The sequence below is a fragment of the Sphingomonas sp. P4_D12 genome, assembly GCF_056401895.1.
The window spans coordinates 453,463-471,310 of record NZ_JBFUIL010000003.1 but is presented as its reverse complement, the minus strand read 5'-3'; the positions used below and the strand labels follow the sequence as shown (position 1 = coordinate 471,310).

At 56.0% G+C, this 17,848-nt stretch carries 16 protein-coding genes, 2 tRNA genes and 1 pseudogene; 4 read left to right on the top strand and 15 right to left on the bottom strand.

Annotation, left to right across the window (positions count from 1 at the left end; genetic code table 11):
• The first annotated feature begins 630 nt into the window (after nucleotides 1–630).
• A complete protein-coding gene (locus tag AC1DSD_RS08250) occupies nucleotides 631–1,659 on the top strand; it encodes an ATP-grasp domain-containing protein (protein WP_478029473.1) in 1,029 nt (342 codons plus the stop codon).
• A 768-nt stretch (nucleotides 1,660–2,427) separates the two neighbouring features.
• Here AC1DSD_RS08250 and AC1DSD_RS08245 read toward each other — a convergent pair.
• Both AC1DSD_RS08245 and AC1DSD_RS08240 read right to left on the bottom strand, forming a co-directional pair.
• Nucleotides 2,428–2,550 (bottom strand): annotated as a pseudogene (locus tag AC1DSD_RS08245) (transposase); the annotation flags it as partial.
• 141 nt (nucleotides 2,551–2,691) lie between these two features.
• Nucleotides 2,692–4,113 (bottom strand): hypothetical protein, encoded by a 1,422-nt coding sequence (locus AC1DSD_RS08240; protein ID WP_478029471.1) that lies wholly within the window; start codon nucleotides 4,111–4,113, stop codon nucleotides 2,692–2,694.
• 815 nt (nucleotides 4,114–4,928) lie between these two features.
• Here AC1DSD_RS08240 and AC1DSD_RS08235 point away from each other — a divergent pair.
• On the top strand, nucleotides 4,929–5,726 hold the full coding sequence (locus AC1DSD_RS08235) for a hypothetical protein (protein ID WP_478029469.1): 798 nt from the start codon (nucleotides 4,929–4,931) through the stop codon (nucleotides 5,724–5,726).
• A gap of 27 nt (nucleotides 5,727–5,753) precedes the next feature.
• Here AC1DSD_RS08235 and AC1DSD_RS08230 read toward each other — a convergent pair whose 3' ends face one another.
• The 7 genes from AC1DSD_RS08230 to AC1DSD_RS08200 all read right to left on the bottom strand — a co-directional run bounded on the left by AC1DSD_RS08230 (nucleotide 5,754) and on the right by AC1DSD_RS08200 (nucleotide 12,786).
• Nucleotides 5,754–7,451, bottom strand: a complete 1,698-nt coding sequence (locus AC1DSD_RS08230) for a protein adenylyltransferase SelO family protein (protein ID WP_478029468.1) — start codon at nucleotides 7,449–7,451, stop codon at nucleotides 5,754–5,756.
• Complete coding sequence (locus AC1DSD_RS08225; protein WP_478029467.1) at nucleotides 7,448–7,957, bottom strand: toxin-activating lysine-acyltransferase; 510 nt, start codon at nucleotides 7,955–7,957, stop codon at nucleotides 7,448–7,450. The genes AC1DSD_RS08230 and AC1DSD_RS08225 overlap by 4 nt, the downstream gene beginning before the upstream one ends.
• Before the next feature lie 96 nt (nucleotides 7,958–8,053).
• Nucleotides 8,054–8,350, bottom strand: a complete 297-nt coding sequence (locus tag AC1DSD_RS08220; protein ID WP_478029466.1) for a hypothetical protein — start codon at nucleotides 8,348–8,350, stop codon at nucleotides 8,054–8,056.
• A 79-nt stretch (nucleotides 8,351–8,429) separates the two neighbouring features.
• Complete coding sequence (locus AC1DSD_RS08215; protein WP_478029464.1) at nucleotides 8,430–10,562, bottom strand: peptidase domain-containing ABC transporter; 2,133 nt, start codon at nucleotides 10,560–10,562, stop codon at nucleotides 8,430–8,432.
• A complete protein-coding gene (locus AC1DSD_RS08210) occupies nucleotides 10,559–11,797 on the bottom strand; it encodes an HlyD family secretion protein (protein ID WP_478029462.1) in 1,239 nt (412 codons plus the stop codon). Before AC1DSD_RS08210 ends, AC1DSD_RS08215 begins: the two co-directional genes overlap by 4 nt.
• 324 nt (nucleotides 11,798–12,121) lie before the next feature.
• Entirely contained in the window at nucleotides 12,122–12,400 is a 279-nt protein-coding gene (locus AC1DSD_RS08205) for a hypothetical protein (RefSeq protein WP_478029461.1), read from the bottom strand.
• A 309-nt stretch (nucleotides 12,401–12,709) separates the two neighbouring features.
• Nucleotides 12,710–12,786: transfer RNA gene (locus AC1DSD_RS08200), tRNA-Arg, on the bottom strand.
• A gap of 88 nt (nucleotides 12,787–12,874) precedes the next feature.
• Between AC1DSD_RS08200 and AC1DSD_RS08195 the strand changes: the two genes are divergently transcribed.
• Nucleotides 12,875–13,618: a queuosine precursor transporter gene (locus AC1DSD_RS08195; RefSeq protein WP_478029459.1), complete on the top strand. Its 744-nt coding sequence runs from the start codon at nucleotides 12,875–12,877 to the stop codon at nucleotides 13,616–13,618.
• Nucleotides 13,619–13,663: 45 nt separating this feature from the next.
• Here the strand turns inward: AC1DSD_RS08195 and AC1DSD_RS08190 are convergent.
• The 3 genes from AC1DSD_RS08190 to purS all read right to left on the bottom strand — a co-directional run bounded on the left by AC1DSD_RS08190 (nucleotide 13,664) and on the right by purS (nucleotide 14,968).
• Nucleotides 13,664–13,738 (bottom strand) — tRNA-Cys (locus tag AC1DSD_RS08190).
• A gap of 337 nt (nucleotides 13,739–14,075) precedes the next feature.
• The gene (gene purQ, locus AC1DSD_RS08185; protein ID WP_478029457.1) at nucleotides 14,076–14,744 is read right to left on the bottom strand and encodes a phosphoribosylformylglycinamidine synthase subunit PurQ; all 669 of its coding nucleotides are present in this window, start codon (nucleotides 14,742–14,744) and stop codon (nucleotides 14,076–14,078) included.
• On the bottom strand, nucleotides 14,741–14,968 hold the full coding sequence (gene purS / locus AC1DSD_RS08180) for a phosphoribosylformylglycinamidine synthase subunit PurS (protein ID WP_478029456.1): 228 nt from the start codon (nucleotides 14,966–14,968) through the stop codon (nucleotides 14,741–14,743). Before purS ends, purQ begins: the two co-directional genes overlap by 4 nt.
• A gap of 40 nt (nucleotides 14,969–15,008) precedes the next feature.
• On the opposite strand from purS, the gene AC1DSD_RS08175 reads away from it, so the two are divergent.
• Complete coding sequence (locus AC1DSD_RS08175) at nucleotides 15,009–15,275, top strand: hypothetical protein (RefSeq protein WP_478029455.1); 267 nt, start codon at nucleotides 15,009–15,011, stop codon at nucleotides 15,273–15,275.
• Nucleotides 15,276–15,413: 138 nt separating this feature from the next.
• Here the strand turns inward: AC1DSD_RS08175 and purC are convergent, their stop codons facing one another.
• The 3 genes from purC to AC1DSD_RS08160 all read right to left on the bottom strand — a co-directional run bounded on the left by purC (nucleotide 15,414) and on the right by AC1DSD_RS08160 (nucleotide 17,750).
• Nucleotides 15,414–16,193, bottom strand: coding sequence for a phosphoribosylaminoimidazolesuccinocarboxamide synthase (gene purC / locus AC1DSD_RS08170; RefSeq protein ID WP_478029454.1), 780 nt, complete (start codon nucleotides 16,191–16,193; stop codon nucleotides 15,414–15,416).
• A 99-nt stretch (nucleotides 16,194–16,292) separates the two neighbouring features.
• Nucleotides 16,293–17,048, bottom strand: a complete 756-nt coding sequence (locus tag AC1DSD_RS08165) for a hypothetical protein (RefSeq protein WP_478029453.1) — start codon at nucleotides 17,046–17,048, stop codon at nucleotides 16,293–16,295.
• A 357-nt stretch (nucleotides 17,049–17,405) separates the two neighbouring features.
• Nucleotides 17,406–17,750, bottom strand: a complete 345-nt coding sequence (locus AC1DSD_RS08160) for a UrcA family protein (RefSeq protein WP_478029452.1) — start codon at nucleotides 17,748–17,750, stop codon at nucleotides 17,406–17,408.
• Nucleotides 17,751–17,848: the final 98 nt, after the last annotated feature.

Genomic DNA, 17,848 nt, shown 5'->3' with positions numbered 1-17,848 from the left:
TTGGTGAATGGCGGCAGCGGCAGTATTGCCCAAACTGGCTCGTCAACGACTTGCGATATTGCCACTGTCGAAAGCGGTTCTGTTGAGCATCATATCGGTCCCGACGACTTCCGAGGCGACTAAATAGCCTCCCAAGACCTCAATTGGCTGCGGCGATAGTGGCCAGGCATTGGAGCGATGTCGTCTAGTTCGGGCTTAATAGTTCGGGCGAGGGCGGCAGGCGGCTCCTTTGCCGTGGGGCAGCTTAATCGTCCGAAACCAATTTGGAGAGAAGGGTATGCCCGCGGAACGCAGTGTTGTAAGGCCTGTCGCTCGGGAGTTCGCCAGAGAGCTTACATCGGAAGAGCTTGCGCTGGTGCATGGCGGTGGCAGCGGTGTAAACCAAAGTAGCATTACAACGTTTTGCGATGTTGGGACTGTCGAAAATGGTACTGTTGAGCACCAGTGGGCTACCGACGATTTTCGATAATAAGACTTCTCGGAAGATCGACTTGGCTGCGACTTAAGGCAAAGTAGATATTGGGGCAGGGCTTGTCGAGTTCAATCTTAATAGTTTGCGAGAAGAGTGACATTCACTCCTTCGCCGTTGAGCGCTGCTTGAGTCTCCTTGGAGAAGATTCGCACCTCATCTTGCCTCAGACGCTGTCTGGTACAGGCGAGATCAACATTGATTATAGACGCGAAAAGCCTGTCTTTCAACTTGGTAAGTTCACAGGCACGGCGGATGATGTAAAGTCGATCTACAATCGTCGATTGCCTGATGACTATTCTCTTCCAGAATATTGTTTAGAAATTGACCAACCCTACATCCAACGCCAACTAAAAATGACCCTTTTGGGCATTCTTTCCCTACTAGAAGATGCCTTCGCGGTAAATCCGCTCAAGTCCGTGTTGTTTACGTCAAATAAAGTTATCCAATTGGCCGTTGCTCGAGATGTTGGCTTCCGCGTGCCAGATACTGTGATCGCCACCGACCCGGCATTGGTAAGCGGATTTATCGACGAAGTAAAAACGGTTTGTACAAAATCATTGGAATCATTTTCTTGGCGTAAGGGGACCTCCCTTATCCGAGCACTGACCGCCACAGTTAATCCTGAAACGTCGGTAGATCCTCTTAGTATTTCCCTAAACCCGAACATCTATCAAGCATTCGTCGATAAGAAATGCGAGTATAGACTTACGGTGTTTGGGAATTACCATGCCGCCGTTCGGATTGATAACCAGATTGATGGCGGCGTCGATGCGGTAGATTGGCGATTTTCCAATCGGTACTTAGGACGTCTCTCACCGGCGATCATGCCAGACGCGGTCATCAACGCGGCGCGTGCAATGTTAAAGAGATTGGGTTTACGATTTGGTACCTTCGACTTAGCTGAAACCTCGGACGGGGAAATAGTATTTTTCGAAGTCAATGAAAGCGGAGCGTTCTTGTGGCAGGAAGAGTTTTGCGAAGGCGTTTACGTTCTTGAGCCCTTTGCTCGTTTTCTGGCCTCCGCAGATGACAACTTTCATTGGAATCAAGAGTGGTGCTCGCCAAGTTTAAGTCTCAAATCTATCATCGGCGATGTCAGTCAATTTGACGGCTTTGACCCCAATGATCCGATGTCTCCCACAACTAGCTTGAAATATTGGGCTGTAGAGGAACGGGAGCCGACTTAGTAGGTACCTATCAATCCGGGCCATTGCTAAGCTGGTCAGCTCGGTCCCGTTGTCGCTCACAATCATCAGCGGCCTGCCGCCAACCGCGATGATCGCGTCGAGCTGCCGGGCAACGCGCGCCGGATAGAGACGTGTCGACCACAAGCGCCAGGGTCTCGCGTATGAAGTCATCGATGACGGCAAGGATGCGGATACCTCGGCTGCAGACCAGCGTGTCGCTGACGAGGTCCAGGTTCTACCGCCGATTCGGCCCTCGCGACAACGTCATCGGCGCCCGCGTGCCCATTGCCGGCTCGCGACCGCGCCGGCGACGCATCCGTAGGTTCCCCGCGGTACAATCGCATCAGCTTCTTGTGGTTCATGACGATGCCCTCATGGGCTAAATGATCCCCAGTCGCCGGTAGTCGGACGGCGACGCTCAAGCGCGATCTCGAAGACGCGACCGAAGGTTGCCATCATCATCACGTCGAAGCGCATAGCGTATCGACGACCGATCCACGCAAAGGAGGGTACAACCCTCCGGAGCCATTCCAACGATGTGTTGCATCGTCGGAATCTTGGGCTCCGCCGCCCGGCGCTCGTTGATGCCGAAGGGCTGTCGAACATCCTCGACAGCCCTTCGGCTAGCGGTAGGCTTCACCATTTTTTTAGGCAGCAACCTCCCTCAGCACCGCATTGTCGAGCATCGCATCAGCCGGCAGTTGCTTCAGCCGCCCGTTCTCGTCCGGAGCACCTTCAACCTGCGCCCCTGCAACGCGTCCATCCGCCCTAGGTCGCCTTCCTCTTGTAGAACGTCGCACCGCTGACACCGTGCTTGCGGCACGCGTCCGCCGTCGACGATCCCGCTTCCTGCTCACGCAGGATCGGTATGATCCGCTCCTCGGTAAACCTGCCGCGCTTCCTCGCCGACCTCCTTCATGAAGGACTCTAGCTCAGACCGGCCGAATTTCAGGGGAGCAGGTCAGTCGCCTCGACGCCTGCGTCCAAGATGCAAAGGTCCCGTGATCCGAGCACTCTTTCTCTAGGCGAACTTCAATTGACTGTAGGATACTGATTGCCAATGCGTCGGACCGAATAAGGCAAGCGCGCTAACACCGCCGGCGCGACAATCCAAAATATCACTAAGTACACCAAGTAGTTTTCTTCGATAGCAAGACGGGCTAAAGACAGCGCCATAATGAACGTAAGTGCTTCTTGCGATATGCGATTCCGTCTTACGGACTCGCTATCCTTCGGATGCCACTCCAGCAAGCCTTTACGACCTTTCAACATTCGGAAGGTCGACCGAACGCCCGCATCCGCGATGATCAAAGCGTTCCTCTGAAAGTATATTAAATTCCCTATGGTGCAAAGAAGTCCATTAGCGAAAATGTACTTCAGCAAATAAAATAGATCGTACCGCCTGCTCCCTTTAAAATACATCCTGACCAGTTGAATAACCCCAATGACTATCCCCTTCTCGTCCGTCAGCAAGACAAACATTAGAGCGATTATGCCAACCCCCGTGCCGCTCGAAAAGGCCAACACCACAAATATATACTTTATCAGCGGATCTATTGCCGCAGCAACAACATGGATAAGCGCAAACCATTGCCCGACGCGCAAATGAGGAGATGGATCCGCTCCATGGCCTGTAATCCAAGGGGCAATCTGGAAGTCCCCTCTCATCCATCGATGTAGCCGACGTTCCCAATCGGCTCGATTTTTTGGGAAAGGCTCGTAAATCGACGCCCTGTTTGTAGAGCAACCATAACCTAGTATCGCCTCCAGATGATCATGGCTCAAAATTGTATTCTCTTTTATGTTAACCGATAATCTAACGTAGTCATCAACATTCAAGATGGCCTTACCGTTATATATGTCTCGACCAAAGGCCACTTGCCGTGGCGTTAGCTCTCTAACGTCACTGCCGCTTTCAAGTACTTCAGGTTGGATAAGCCAGCGCTCCCACCGGTCACTGTCGGCTTGCAACACCTTCAAACAAGGGGCGAGGAAAGCAGGTGGAGGAGACGCAATTCCCGATTGACGGAGTAGATCAAATTCATGCGTAAGGGTATCCGCGTCGTGTTGCGTTATTCTGGAATCGATATCCATCATAATCACGTTCGTAACTTTTGACCTATCAAAGGGGAGAGAGCTCCTGATAAAGTCGCCCTCTAGGCCTTGGATCAACCTACAAAACTCAACAATCTTGCCCCTTTTCCGTTCGTATCCCATCCACAAATTGTCATAGGGATTCCATCTCCGCTCGCGCACTAGTGCCGATATCTTTCCATCTCGAGCGTGGCGTAAGAGTGAATTACTTTCATCCAAAACAACATCTAATTTATTTAGTAACTCCACATCCGCTGGATTTTCTTTCGTATCGGCGTCAAATAAATCGACAAGAAAGATGATATGATTTTTTACAGAAAACAAACCCCTTGACTGCTCCTTGGCCAAGGAACTGATCATATTTAAGTCTCGGTCGCTCCTTATTATTACTGGGATAACAATAGGAGTTAATAAGTCTCTGCTGGATTCCCGCGTATTGTAGGCGTCTCGCGAGCGCGACAATGGTCTTGTTACAAGCGCTACAGTTAGCATAGAGGCGTTGAGAGAGAATGTTATCGACGGCAGTACGGAAAATAGAGCTATTATAGCAGTTTTGTAGATGCCTATCGCGTGCAGAGCATATATGGTCCCCGACCAGAATATACATAGGAGAACGAGCGTGAGTTTTGGATGTGCTGGGTCGCAAGTAATCTGTTTAGAATTAGCCACTGCAACAGATATTTCGTTAGAGGGTATCATTATAGCGACCTATTTAACTTGTATATATTACGAAACGCAGGATATGCTGTCTAACACTGGAAGATATCGGCTTTCAATACCAACATCATCATAATGTGTCCGGTGAGAATGGCGTAAATTCTTGGTGTATTGCTTTCTTGTGCCCGTAGATGACAATTGTATTGTCAACAATACTTTCAACGGTGGCGGCTTGCCTTGGGAATGGGCTCCGACAGCAATGATGTCCGAGGTGGCTGGCCTGGCCGACGGCGCTGCTAATTGCGAGTTCGAATTTTGAATGCCTGCAGCGTCGCGGTGACGCGCGCACATCGCAGATTGGGCGGAGTGCGTTTGTGCCTACGTCGCTTCTAACATACAACACCATCTCAATGGCACACTACCTCACTAGACGCCCGACGGCGAGGAGAATTTGGGAGCAGATCCAACATCTTGAGCGGCGGATTGATCTCCACATCGTGATCGCCTAATGACCGAGAATGGTGGTGCTACCTGCGTTCGCAATGGGTCTCTCGGCTGCATTTGCCTGTCGTCCGTTGGCTGGCGCGGATATGTTGTGGAGACGCCGCGAACTCCAATGGATTATCGTAGGCGAGGAGCACGGAACCACCGAGATTCCGGCTGTATTTGCGGACCTCGTCTGCGCGGCAAAAAAGACAAACAGGCCGATCATAGTTGCTCTCGAGCAAGCGCCCTACACTCAGAAGGACATTGATGCGTATATGGCTTCGTCCGGCGATCTGGCTGCACGCCAGCGCTTCCTCAGGTCGGAAATGTGGAATAGCCCCATAAAAGACGGAAGGACAAGTGAAGCTTACTTCTTGCTTGTTGAACGACTTCGGCAGCTGCATATGATGGGTGCAGTACAACGCGTTGTGGCATTTGCAGCCACCACGAGTGACGTACAAGCAAGAGAAAAGGAAATGGCGTCGAATCTGGCATCCATTCCAGCCACCCGCGACGAACTCGTTCTAGTCTTTACTGGAAATATCCACGCCGCGACATCGGACGTAAAATGGGGCGACATCACCTTCAAACCTGCTGCTGGATGGCTGCCGCCGAAACAGACGCTGACGCTCAACGTGCGAACAAATGGAGGGGCCTCGTGGAACTGTTCGCCCGATTGTGGTCCCCATCCTGAGAATGTTAATCGGCATAAGCCGCGCGGCGTGGTAATCTTAAAGGACAGACGCTCCGGCTACGACGGATACCTCGAATTGGGAACGCGTACATCTGCGTCATCCCCCGCGACCGAAGCCGATGGGGGTTCTAATTAATCTATCATTTGCGGGGTCGGAACATATTCACACTCGCGCGATCAATTGTTTTGCTTTATCGTATGAAATATCGATCGAACCGTATAGCATTCCATTCGAGATAATCTCCGCCGTGGCTCGAAGCTCTTTCGGGAGAGGCCCCGCTTTCGATTGAATCAGTCCGTTTAATAAGGGGGCCTCTACCCAGGTAATTCGGGCAGCACTCCGCAGATCATAGCCATCGGCGACCCACATTAACCCGTCGGTATAAAAACGAATAATGTGTATATACGCTGGTTTATTCGGCCAAATGACGCGCGCCTTCGCCACATATGTTGTGATTAACTTATCAATGCTGGGGGCTAGATAAGCTGGGCGTTCTACGATAGTTGCTGTGGTGTCGAAAAGCCTCTTGCTGGCTTCCAGAATAGCTTCGCGGCTGAGCCCCCATCGTGGGGCAATCAACCTCGCCAGGGCGATGCGACTGCAGCGCTTAATATCTCCCGGGATATCCCAACGACGTTCCAAAAGTCCTTCCATTCTCTTTAATGCGTTCGCTCGCATAGAGACGGATGAAGCTTTCATTAGACGATAATCATCATCGAGATATAACCTGATAATTTGCTGATCTTCATACAGATCTATCAATAATTCCGATAGTTCCGAGAGAGCGTCGTCGGATGCATCTTGGGTACCTGATAGCGGTATAATCATCTGCAGGGTCTTCTCGAAAATATCCTTCGTTATCGCTTCGAAGTTCAGCCGATGAGGAAGATCGCGAGCTACCGGGTTGCCGCGCAACCGGAGATTCCGCATGAGGGAAAAAAGTGTTGCCACAAGCGACTTTTGTTCGTCACCGAAGCCCGGGCCAGATTGCTCGCCGTGTTGGCGCGCCCAGGAAGGCACGAACCTCGCGGAGCCAAAGTCGACGGCCGGGCCGAAAACCGTTGCGTTCGATGACATGAAGGGACCGAGCCAGAAGCGAATAACCCTGCCGCTTACTATCTGTTCGTAGTTGCTTGTTATGCTTTTCTCTATCAAACCGTCCACTGACGCCGAGGCGCCTAACATTGATAGGGATGCATTGGTAAAGCTGTCGACTCGTCTGGCATCGTGCGCCTGATCAGAATCGTCAGTTCCTGCTGATCCGAAGAAAATGGTACGCTCGAGGTGCGCTAGCCGAATAAAATTCGGTCGTACCATTATAGCTCGCCGCTCGCCTCGCGAGCCATCGCTCCACTCGATATTACTGCCGGTGTCAATCAATGCGATCACCGGCACTGAGCCATGTCGTAGTTGCGAACTTGCGATCTCCGAATACACGATTTCACGAATGGCCTCTTCAAACCACAAGCATCCATGCGAGTGATACCAATCAGTATCGCGCGACACTAGCGGGGTAGCGCCCACCCCTTTAGCATTGAATTCGCCGATGCTGCCGCAGCGGCCACTTCCGCCCGCCTTTGATCCACCAGTTCTTCCGTATCTGTCAGCGTTTAGAAAAAGCTCCTCTGGTTCAAAGTCAGCATCCGCTGACGAACCAGATGTGCTGACCGCAAAGTGGTCGAGCAGCCAACGTTCCAGCTGCTGCCTGACTCGCATATCGTGTACGGGCACACCCTGCGACAACAGCCAACGGAGATTTAGCCAAAGAACGGTAGAGTTCCGAAACTTTTTGACAGGGAACTGCACGCAGGCAGATTGTCCCATCTGACCGTAGTTGATGGCAGCGCCGGCTTTGATCATGCGAAGGCTCGCTGCGGCGGGTATAGTTTAGACGGGCGCCTTGGTCCATAAGCGGTCAGCGGAACGGGTACCTCGACCAGGCCGCGCCGCTGTGAGCGATAGGAGATGGTTGAATGGCCGCGCAATGAGAGTTTTAGCGCTTCCCTTATCAAGAGGCGTGCGCCGCCGTTCGGCGCAACGAGATCGGCTATATGAAGGTTCCATCCTTCATTCCACTGCTCAAGTTCTAGTTGAAGAGGTCTTCTCTGGCGCATGGCCGTGAGAACCTCAGGTGTCACATAAGCCCACGTTATAAAACCAAGTGGGGTTCCTTGCGCACTCGTGAGGAAGCCAATTTGGCTGAGCCTAATCGGCGGGAGCAACCGCGCTACAACGTCTCCGATCGAAAACATGCCCGGCATTCTCACGTTTGCCAATATATTCGACGCGGCGCCAAGTTTTGCGTTTTCGAGCATCAGGCTGTAATTGAGAGCCTTATCTTCGCCGAATGATAGCTTATAATTCATGTTGCCTCAACGTTAATTACCCATGTACTATTGGGGGTGGCGTTTGGAATCTAGTTTATGTAAGGCCGGTTCTTACTAGCGTTATGCTTTAGGTTTTCATGAGCCGTGATACTGAAGTACTTGCCAATGACGGCGGAATGAGAGGGGCCGAACCGCGAGTGCGCCGATGCCGCGGTTCTCGGCAATCGCGATTTTTCGGCTAACGAAGCGCATAGGTTCGAGATACGAAAAGTCCTGTGAGAAAATTTTGAACTGCCGCCGGTCATGTCGCCGCAGCAGTTCGCGGCAAATGGCGGAAATCTCGACGCATTTTACTGCTATCACAGCGATGGCGCGGGGCAAAGAATTGACCGAGCTGCTACTGTTGCTTGCAAAATTCACGTCCAGGTCCAAATTGTGAATATCCGATCCGCCCTAATTGTTCGGCGTTAGTTTTACTCATCGCTTACCGATCGGCATGGCAACGGTAGGATCATCGCTCTGAGGCAATCACTGTGCCCTCGGCCCGTCGGCTAACTTTCCTTTCCTGCATGACGTAGACTTGCTTTGCCGTTGCAATTGTTTCAGCTCGATGAGCGATCACAATCCGTGTGATACCGAACGCTGCTATTGCTGAGTTGACGGCGCGCTCGCATTCCGCATCAAGATGCGAAGTGCCTTCGTCCATCACTAGGAGCTTGGGCTGGCGATACAGCGCCCGAGCAAGCAAAACGCGCTGCATTTGGCCGCCCGAAAGTGTGGAGCCCATATCGCCGACCAACGTGTCATAGCCCATTGGCATTCGAGTAATGTCGTCGTGGATCGCGGCCGTCATAGCTGCTGATGTGACTAGTTGCATGTCCGGAGCATCATCGAACAAGGCAATGTTGTCGCTGAGTGATCCGGCGAATAGATGATCCGTTTGCAGGACCGCGCCAAGCTGCTCATGATAATTCTTATATCCGAACCGCGCGAGTGGAATGCCATCAATGAGGACTTCGCCCTCATCGGGCTCCAACAAACCCAGAAGGATTTTGACTAGCGTCGATTTTCCTTCCCCTGACGGACCGGTAATGGCAATATGATCTCCGTATTCCGCAATCAGATTGACGCCTTCCAGCACGAGTGGATCGCTGGGACTATATCGGAAACTAACGTTCTTTAGTTCGATACGGCCCTTTAATTCCGGCCTAGGTCCGACTGGCAGTGAAAAGCTCTTGTCCTGATCGGCGAGTGCAATATCCGACAATCGTTCCAGGTGCAGTCCAAGCATGCGGAACGCGATTCCTTGGTCGATCAGGGAGCTTGCTAACTGCAAGAATTGACCCTTGTAAGCCATGTACGCGAAGACCATGCCCACGCTAAATCCGCCGTTGATCACAAAACGGATCGCGACCCAAATTGATAGGATGTTCTCTAACCCGAAAATTAATATGCTAGCGGTGGTTTGCCAAATTCCTATGCGTGCCAAGGATACACCCGCGTTCATGGAGTCGGTGAGCCGACTCTGCCACTGGGCGTGGCGCATGGACTCGCGGTTAAACAGCCGCAGAGTGACAACGCCGCGTAACGACTCGATCATCGTCGACTGCTCTTTTCCACTGCTAACGATCGCATCTTCCTGCGCTGTACGTTGGGCAGCAAACGTGACGGCGCGAACGAGGCAGTAAAGTCCAAAGGCAAGTAACGCCATCATGGCTAGCATCGGACTATAGAACAGCATGATTACAAGCGCGAAGATCGCAAGGCTACCGTCAAGCAGCGCGCCAACTGCGCCTTGCGTTAGAAATTGTTGAATTGGCGCGACGGACTGGAAACGCGACAGTATATCTCCCACTTGACGTTTCTCGAACCACGAAATCGGCAGACGGAATAAGCGCCGAGCGATGTTACTTTCGATGCCAAAGCCGAGAGAGGTACCTGCGGACAACAGCACGTACGATCGCAACAATGTCGCGCCAGCATTCATGACGGCAAACAAGCCGAATCCGAGCGCGAGAACCGTCAAGAGGTTGGAATCCAGGGCCGGCAGCACATCATCGATCGCGATTTGCATGTAGTAAGGTGAAGCTAAGACGAATACTTGCATTACGATGCTGAGGACTAAGATCTGAATCAATGCTCGTTTCAGACCGGTAACGCGTCGCCAAAGCTGGGACATTCGAAGACGATCGCGCTGATGTAGGGGTTCGAAATCCTCCGCAGGGCGCAACTCAAGCGCTACTCCGGTAAAATGCTCCGATAGCTCCTCGAAGGCATACCATCGCGACAAGCCTTCGGGATTGTGTATTAGCGCTTTGCCGTACCTAATCTTTTCTAAGACGACATAATGATTCATATCCCAATGTAGGATCGCTGGCATGTGGATCGCGTCGAGTTGTTCGAGCGGCAACTTCACAGCGCGCGGAATCAACGCCATCTGATCGGCAATGGCGATCAACGACTTCAGCGATGCACCTCGAGGCGATGGCTGAAATCGACGTCGGAGAGCTCCTAAGCCGACGTCCATGCCATAATAATTAGCAATCATAGCTAGGCTGGCGAGACCGCACTCAGCGACCTCGGTCTGCCAAATCAGCTTCACTCGCGAGCGTCGAAAGAAGCCAAGCTGTAGTTGGCTAGTCATCGTCTGCTCACCGCAAAAATCGGCTCAAACAACCATTCGAGAAGACTCCGTCGGCGCGTCGTAACGCGCCCAGTGAGGGTCATTCCCGGCAATAGAGGCTGTTTGCGACCAAATGCCATAACCCACGGGTGGGCGACCGAGACGGAGATGAGATAAACAGGCGCCGTTGTGCCGTTAGAACTGACCTGGTGAATCGTCGCAGACGAAATGCTGTCGATCCGCGCGTCGATTGTGCCAAAGCTATCGTACGGGAAGGCGTCGATCGCCAGCCGAACAGGTTGTCCAATCTTCAGAAAACCGGCGGCTGCTGTCGGTACGTACAACTCGGCGCGTATTATAGCGCGAGCGGGGATCACCATCATCAATGGCTGCTGACCCGCTGTTTGTCCGACTCTCGCCGTGATTCCGGTGGCGACCCCATCGACTGGCGAAACCAAGGTATAGCCTTGCGCAGATTCGATTTGGGCGAGTTGCTGGTTGAGCTCGGCACGATCGGATCCGGTGCTGGCGATCTGGGCCGCCGCGTTCGCGCTCGCTGCTGCGATGGACTTTTCCGCGGTGGCAATGCTCGATAGCTTGTTGGAGCGGCTTTCTTCCAATTGTGCCAACTGCTGCCGTCGGGAAACCAACGTCGATTCGCCTGCCTCCAAATCACGTTTGCTAGCGAAGCGCTTGGCGGCCAACGTTTGCAACCGTTGGTAGTCCGAAAATGCAACATCAACAAGGCGTTGCTGATCATCGATCTGAGTTGTCAGGCTTTTTATTTCGTTCTTTAGACCCGCGATCTGCTCGACAAGCCCGCCCCGTTCGGCCGAGGATGCCATCAGTAGTGCATCTATTTGTTTGGCTAGACGGGCATCCTGCAGAGTCAAAGCGCGCTTCATCTGTTCGGGCGCAGTTCCACCTCCTCCGACAAACTCACCCGATCGGATCAGAACCAAGGGATCGCCGACATGAACCTCTTGACCTTCCGACACCGGAATAGCGGTGATGATGCCGGCACGCGATGGAATGATCTGCGCCACGCCCTTGTCCAGAGTGATTGAGCCACTCACGGTTTCGACTTGGGAGTAGGTTGCCGTAGCAAGGAACACTATTACGCTGCCCAAGCCGGCCAGGAGCAAAATACCGATCGCCTGCCACGACATTGGTATGGCCAAGCTGATTTCACCTTGCAATCGATCGGATCGCTTCTCCAGGACCTCCTTTCTGAACAACAGTGCATCGATCGACACGCGCCACCCCATGAATGCCGGCGGCTAAACTATTGAATTTTGACGGCTGTGTAGCAAGGCTGTTTTTACTACAAACGAAGCCGAACGTGTCCGAGCACGGGGTGCCCACAATCGATCGCGTTGCATTTTGGACCGTTAAATTGCCCTAACGCTAGCTCACGCAATCCGAAAGGGGATGTGCCGTAACGGCAGTCAGTCTAGGGCGAGTTCGTCCTTCTCTACGATAGAACTTGCGCTTGAGGCGGCGCCTATCCGACGAGCGCCGCCCACTCGGCCAGCGGCGCTTCGTCGGCGGGCACGCGATTCTCGATATCCGCATTGGAGTCACACCATTTCACGATGGTTCGTTGCCGTTGCGTAACGGTTGGCGCGGCGGACGAACGAACAATATGCGCCATCGAACCCGCGCATGGGCGTCTCGGTGTCGATTTGAGTGTCCGTCCCCAGACCGGATTGCCAATAGAGGAAGCGCCCCGGTGTATCGTCATGGTGGATCGCGGCGCCCGACGCAGCCAATCCGGTGCATTCGCACCACCACTGGTTGAGGAATTCGACCCGCCGATCAAGATTGGCGCTCCAGACCAGGAGGGGCAGGGCGTCCACGAAGCGATCGAATTCGCTCTACATTCTCGCTGATTGTGAAGCCGGCATGGGGCCACAGCTGTGTCCTACGCGTGGCAACGCGTTCCTATATTATGCTGTTGGTCCGAGGTGATGACCGACACCTCGAGGGCGGATGCACCTGCGCTGGTTTGGCTGCCCCTCGCCGAAGGGCCTAAGGACTGAGTGGAGCTAGTTGCGCCCCCGGCGCCCCGGATAGACTCAACTCACGACGATGTGGGAGCGGTTGGGGGAGCTAATGCAACTTTCGCAAGATTTATCATTTAATACCCTATAATTATCGGGATGAATTGGCGCGCCCGGCAGGACTCGAACCTGCAACTCCAAGCTTAGAAGGCTCGTGCTCTATCCAGTTGAACTACGGGCGCCCGATTTCCGCCTAGGGCGTTTGCGCGCGAGCGGCAACGCCCTCGACGCGGATTGCGGGCGAACGCAAGCTTGATCATAACGGTCGCCATGACCGAGGGGGAATCGACCGCGCTGCGCGCCGTGACGGCCAACACCGTCCACCATTTCCGCTATTACGACTTCGTCATGGCGGCGTTCGTCGCGATCCTGCTGCTGTCCAACGTACTGGGCGCGGGCAAGGTCGCGCAGGTCTGGCTGCCGGGGGTCGGCTATTGGCCGTTCGGAGCCGGCATCCTGTTCTTCCCGATCTCCTATGTGATCGGCGACGTCCTGACCGAGGTCTATGGCTACGCGCGCGCTCGCCGCGTCATCTGGGCCGGCTTCGGCGCGGTGCTGTTCATGGCGTTCATGAGCTGGGTGGTGGTGGCGCTGCCGCCCGCGCCCGACTGGAAGAACCAGGCGGCGTACGAGACGATCTTCGGCCAGGTACCGCGCATCGTGCTGGCCAGCTGCGCCGCGTTCTGGGCGGGCGAGTTCGTCAATTCGTTCGTGCTCGCCAAGATGAAGATCATGACGCGCGGCAAGCATCTGTGGACGCGCACGATCGGCTCGACCATCGCGGGGGAGGGGATCGACAGCCTGATCTTCTACCCGCTCGCGTTCCTGGGGGCGGTGGGCTGGACGACCAACCTCGTCATCACCGTGCTGTTCACGCAATGGTTCCTGAAAGTGGCGTGGGAAGTGCTGCTGACCCCGGTCACCTATATCGTCGTCGGCGCGCTCAAACGTGCCGAGGGCGTCGACGTGTTCGACGAAGGCACCGACTTCTCGCCGTTCAAGGCGACGGTCTGACTTTTTCGAACGCAGATTTGTGAACGAACAAACCAAATAGGTAAATGGAGTCCGAGGCCGGAATCGAACCGGCTCATCGCGGAGTTGCAATCCGCTGCGTTCCCATTTCGCCACTCGGACAGCCCTACTGCCCTCAGGGGTGACCGGCGGGATTTGCACCCGCTAACATCGGAATCACAAACCGACCGCGCACTGCATTGCGTTCGGCCACACCTGAAGGCAGTGGAAATCGGAGAGGTTTAGATCGAAGCGCAGGCGTAAAAACCTGCAGATTGCCGCACTGAGGCGAGCCCCTCTCCATATCGAGCCGCACCCGGACTACGGGCGCGACTCAGTCGCCCGTCAATGTCGACAGGTAACGGGGCGCGGTTGCGCGGAGAGGACGAAGATCGTCATGGCGACAGCTAAATGCCGCGCTGTGACCGAAATAGCAAGTGCCTATTTGGATAAGTCCCGGTCAGGCCGAGACCAACTCCATCAGTCCTTCGAACAGCCGGCGACCGTCGTCGCCGCCATGCGCCGCTTCGATCTTGCGTTCGGGATGCGGCATCAGGCCGAGCACGTTGCCCGCGGCGTTGAGCACGCCGGCGATCTGGCGCGACGATCCGTTGACGTTACCGGTGTAGCGGAAAGCGACGCGGCCTTCGCCTTCGAGCCGGTCGAGCGTCTCGGCATCGGCGGTGTAATTGCCGTCGTGATGCGCGACGGGGATCAGGATCGTCTCGCCAGCGGCATAACGGCTGGTGAACGCCGATTGCGCATTCTCGACCGACAATTCGACGTCGCGGCAGACGAAATTGAGGCCGGCATTGCGCATCAGCGCGCCGGGCAGCAGCCCCGCTTCGGTCAGCACCTGGAAGCCATTGCACACGCCGAGCACCGGCACGCCGCGCTCGGCGGCATCGACCACCGCGCGCATGACTGGCGACCGCGCTGCCATCGCGCCCGAGCGCAGATAATCACCGTACGAAAACCCGCCCGGCAACGCGATCAGGTCAGTCCCGGCGGGCAGGTCGGTCTCGCCATGCCACACCATGTTGGGCTTGCGCCCCATGATCGACTCGATCGCCACCGCGAGGTCGCGGTCGCAATTGGAGCCGGGAAAAACGACGACCGCGGCGGTCACCGCTCGATCCTGTAATTTTCGATCACGGTATTCGCGATCAACTTGCGGCACATTCCGTCGAGGTCTTCGTCGGTCACCGAGTCGGCAACGTCGAGCTCGATCACCTTGCCGGCGCGGATGTCGTTGATGCCACTAAAGCCTAGACCTTCGAGTGACTTGTGGATCGCCTTGCCTTGCGGGTCGAGCACTCCCGGCTTGAGGGTGACGACGATGCGAACCTTCATGGAGCGGCGCTTTCCTGGCTGAAACGGAGTCGGCGTCCCTATGGCCGCGCCGGCGGTTCGCCGCAAGTTTTACGCTTCGTTTACCCGCGAAGCGCAGCGTTTCGTCCAGCGGGCGACTCGCCAAGGGGTCGCGCTCGCCGGTTTAGGGGGTTCGGACATGGCCGGACTGGCAATGGTGATGTTCATCGCGCTGTTCACCTTTGGTGGACAGTATTTCGGCTGGACCGACTCCGGAGGGTGGATTCAGCTGTCGCTGGTGTCGTCGTTCATCTTCGGAATCATCTGCGGATTCCGAGTCAAGGACTGAGTCCTTTCCGTTTTCAGCCAAGCTGAAACGGTCGCGGCGCCGGCCCGCTCCCCCACCCGGCCTCCCAATCAGGATATTCTATGGGAGGCCGGGTGGGGGAGCGGGCTGGCGCCGTAACAGCGAAGCTGCAAAACGCGCTTATTTGCCCCGGTTCTGGCGATGCGTTTCGAGGTCGAGTACCGCACCATCGGCGCCTTCGGGCAACAGCCCCAGCCGCCGTGCGACTTCCTGATAGGCTTCGACTTCGCCGCCCAGGTCGCGGCGGAACCGGTCCTTATCGAGCTTCTCGTTGGTCACCATGTCCCACAGCCGGCAACCATCGGGGCTGATCTCGTCCGCGAGGATGATGCGGCTGTAGTCATTATCCCAGATCCGCCCGAACTCCATCTTGAAGTCGACCAGGCGAATGCCGATTCCGGCGAACAGGCCGCACAGGAAATCGTTGGTGCGGATCGCCAGGTCGGCGATATCGTGCATCTCTTCCTGGCTGGCCCAGCCGAACGCCGCGATATGCTCGTCGGTGATCATCGGATCGCCGAGCGCGTCGTCCTTGTAATAATATTCGATGATCGTGCGCGGCAGCTGGACGCCTTCCTCGATCCCGAGCCGCTTTGACAGCGACCCGGCGGCGACGTTGCGCATCACCACCTCGATCGGCACGATCTCGACCTGGCGGATCAACTGCTCGCGCATGTTGAGACGGCGGATGAAGTGTGTCGGTACTCCGATCATCCCGAGCAAAGTGAAAATGTGCTCGGAAATCCGGTTATTGAGCACGCCCTTGCCGCTGATCGTGCCCTTTTTCTGCGCGTTGAACGCGGTCGCGTCGTCCTTGAAATACTGGATCAGCGTGCCTGGTTCGGGGCCCTCATAGAGGATCTTGGCTTTGCCTTCGTAGATCTGGCGGCGGCGTGCCATCTTCGGCGCTTACCTTTGTAAAATGAGCGCCCCGGCAACGCGGATAGCGCGCCGGGGCGGGAAGCAATGACCTATACCGGAACGACTGCTCCGGTGCAATCAGGCCTCGGTTGGCGGGACGGCGCGGCGCGGGCGGAAGCGGCGCCAGAGCAGGAAGCCGATCAGCAGGATCACGCCCGGCGGGGCCAGTGCGGCGAGCGCGGTCAGCACGACGCCGAGCGTTATCTGTGCCGAATCGAGGAAGACATTACCGGCGCTGGTGATCGGCGCACTGCCGTCGAACCCGCGGACTGCTGCGCCCGATTCATAGCGGAAACTGACCGGCGTGGTGGCGAGCGATTCCTCCTGATTGCCCGTCTCGGTCTTCACCTCCTGCAGCCGGGCAGCGAGCGCGGCACGCTGGCGCTGCAATTCGCTGCGCTCGGCCGGTTTGAGATCGCCGCGCGCGAGCTGGCGGTCGAGCCGCTGCACTTCGGCCTCGGCCTGCTGGCGTTGCACGTCGAGAGTCTTGATCGCCGCACCGGCATCGGTCCCGGTGATTTCGGCATCGACCAGCTTGCCGTCTGCCTTGACGATCGCGTCGATCCCTTGCTTGCCGAACGCCCGGGCGAGCGCCGGGTCGAGCTTGAACTGGATCGCGCCGACGATGTTGTTCTCGCCGATCAGCCGGTAGAGCATGCCGGTGATGCGGCAATGCTGCGGCCCGAGCTTCTCGCAGGCCGAGGCGTGCGCCTCCTGCGCGTCCTTGACGTTCTGCGCGGGCAGCCGAAACGCATAAGTGTAGCTGAACGCGACACCCGGCGCGGCGGTGACGTTTACCCCCGGCGCGACGTCGCTGGGAGGGACAATGGTCATCGATGGCGCCGCACGGTCTACAGGCGCGGCGTCCGCAACGGCTGTGGCATTGGACGCTGTTGAATATCGATCCGGTTGATAGGGCTGGTCGTTCTGGGACTTGCCGCATCCTGCCAGCAGCACTGTCAGGCACGTCGTCGTCAGCAATACGTATCGCATCGCATTCTCTCCCGTTCTTCCCTGTCGCAATACAACATCTCATTGATGGGATATTGCGTCAAGGCGAGTGTTTTTGGCGATGAAACGTGAGGATATGCAGGGGTCGCCATCAGCTCGTCAGCAGACATGGCGGTGTTCGGAAGAGCGATGACAGGCGCCTGCCGGCGTGGGCCACCTATCGTCGCAGTTAATCGGTCATCAGCGGGTCTTGACCATAGCGGTCGCAACCTCGACGCCCGCTTTGCGAGTCTTACCCGCGTCGACGGTGGCGAGCAGGACGTTGCGCTGACGCCGGGCAGAGGTCGCGGCGACCGACCGGCAGCGGTCGTTCGAGAGGATACCGGTGCGTGGTGCGGCATCGGCGGCGGCGCATACCTGATCGATCGCCACACGCAGGCGACGGTCGAGCATCCGACGGCCGGTCGCGGTCGAGAGATCGAGATCGGCGGTCGTCACGCGGGCGGTCGGGGGAAGCGGCTTGTCGCCGGCAAATGCGGGGACCGCAGCGAGCATCAGAGCGGTCATCATCAAGGGCTTGAACATCTTCTTTCTCCTGTCGTCGCCGGGGGTGGCGATGACGCCGATATGCCGCGGGCCGCGCTGCAGCTCCAATCGAACGTTGAGAGCAAACCATAAATCTG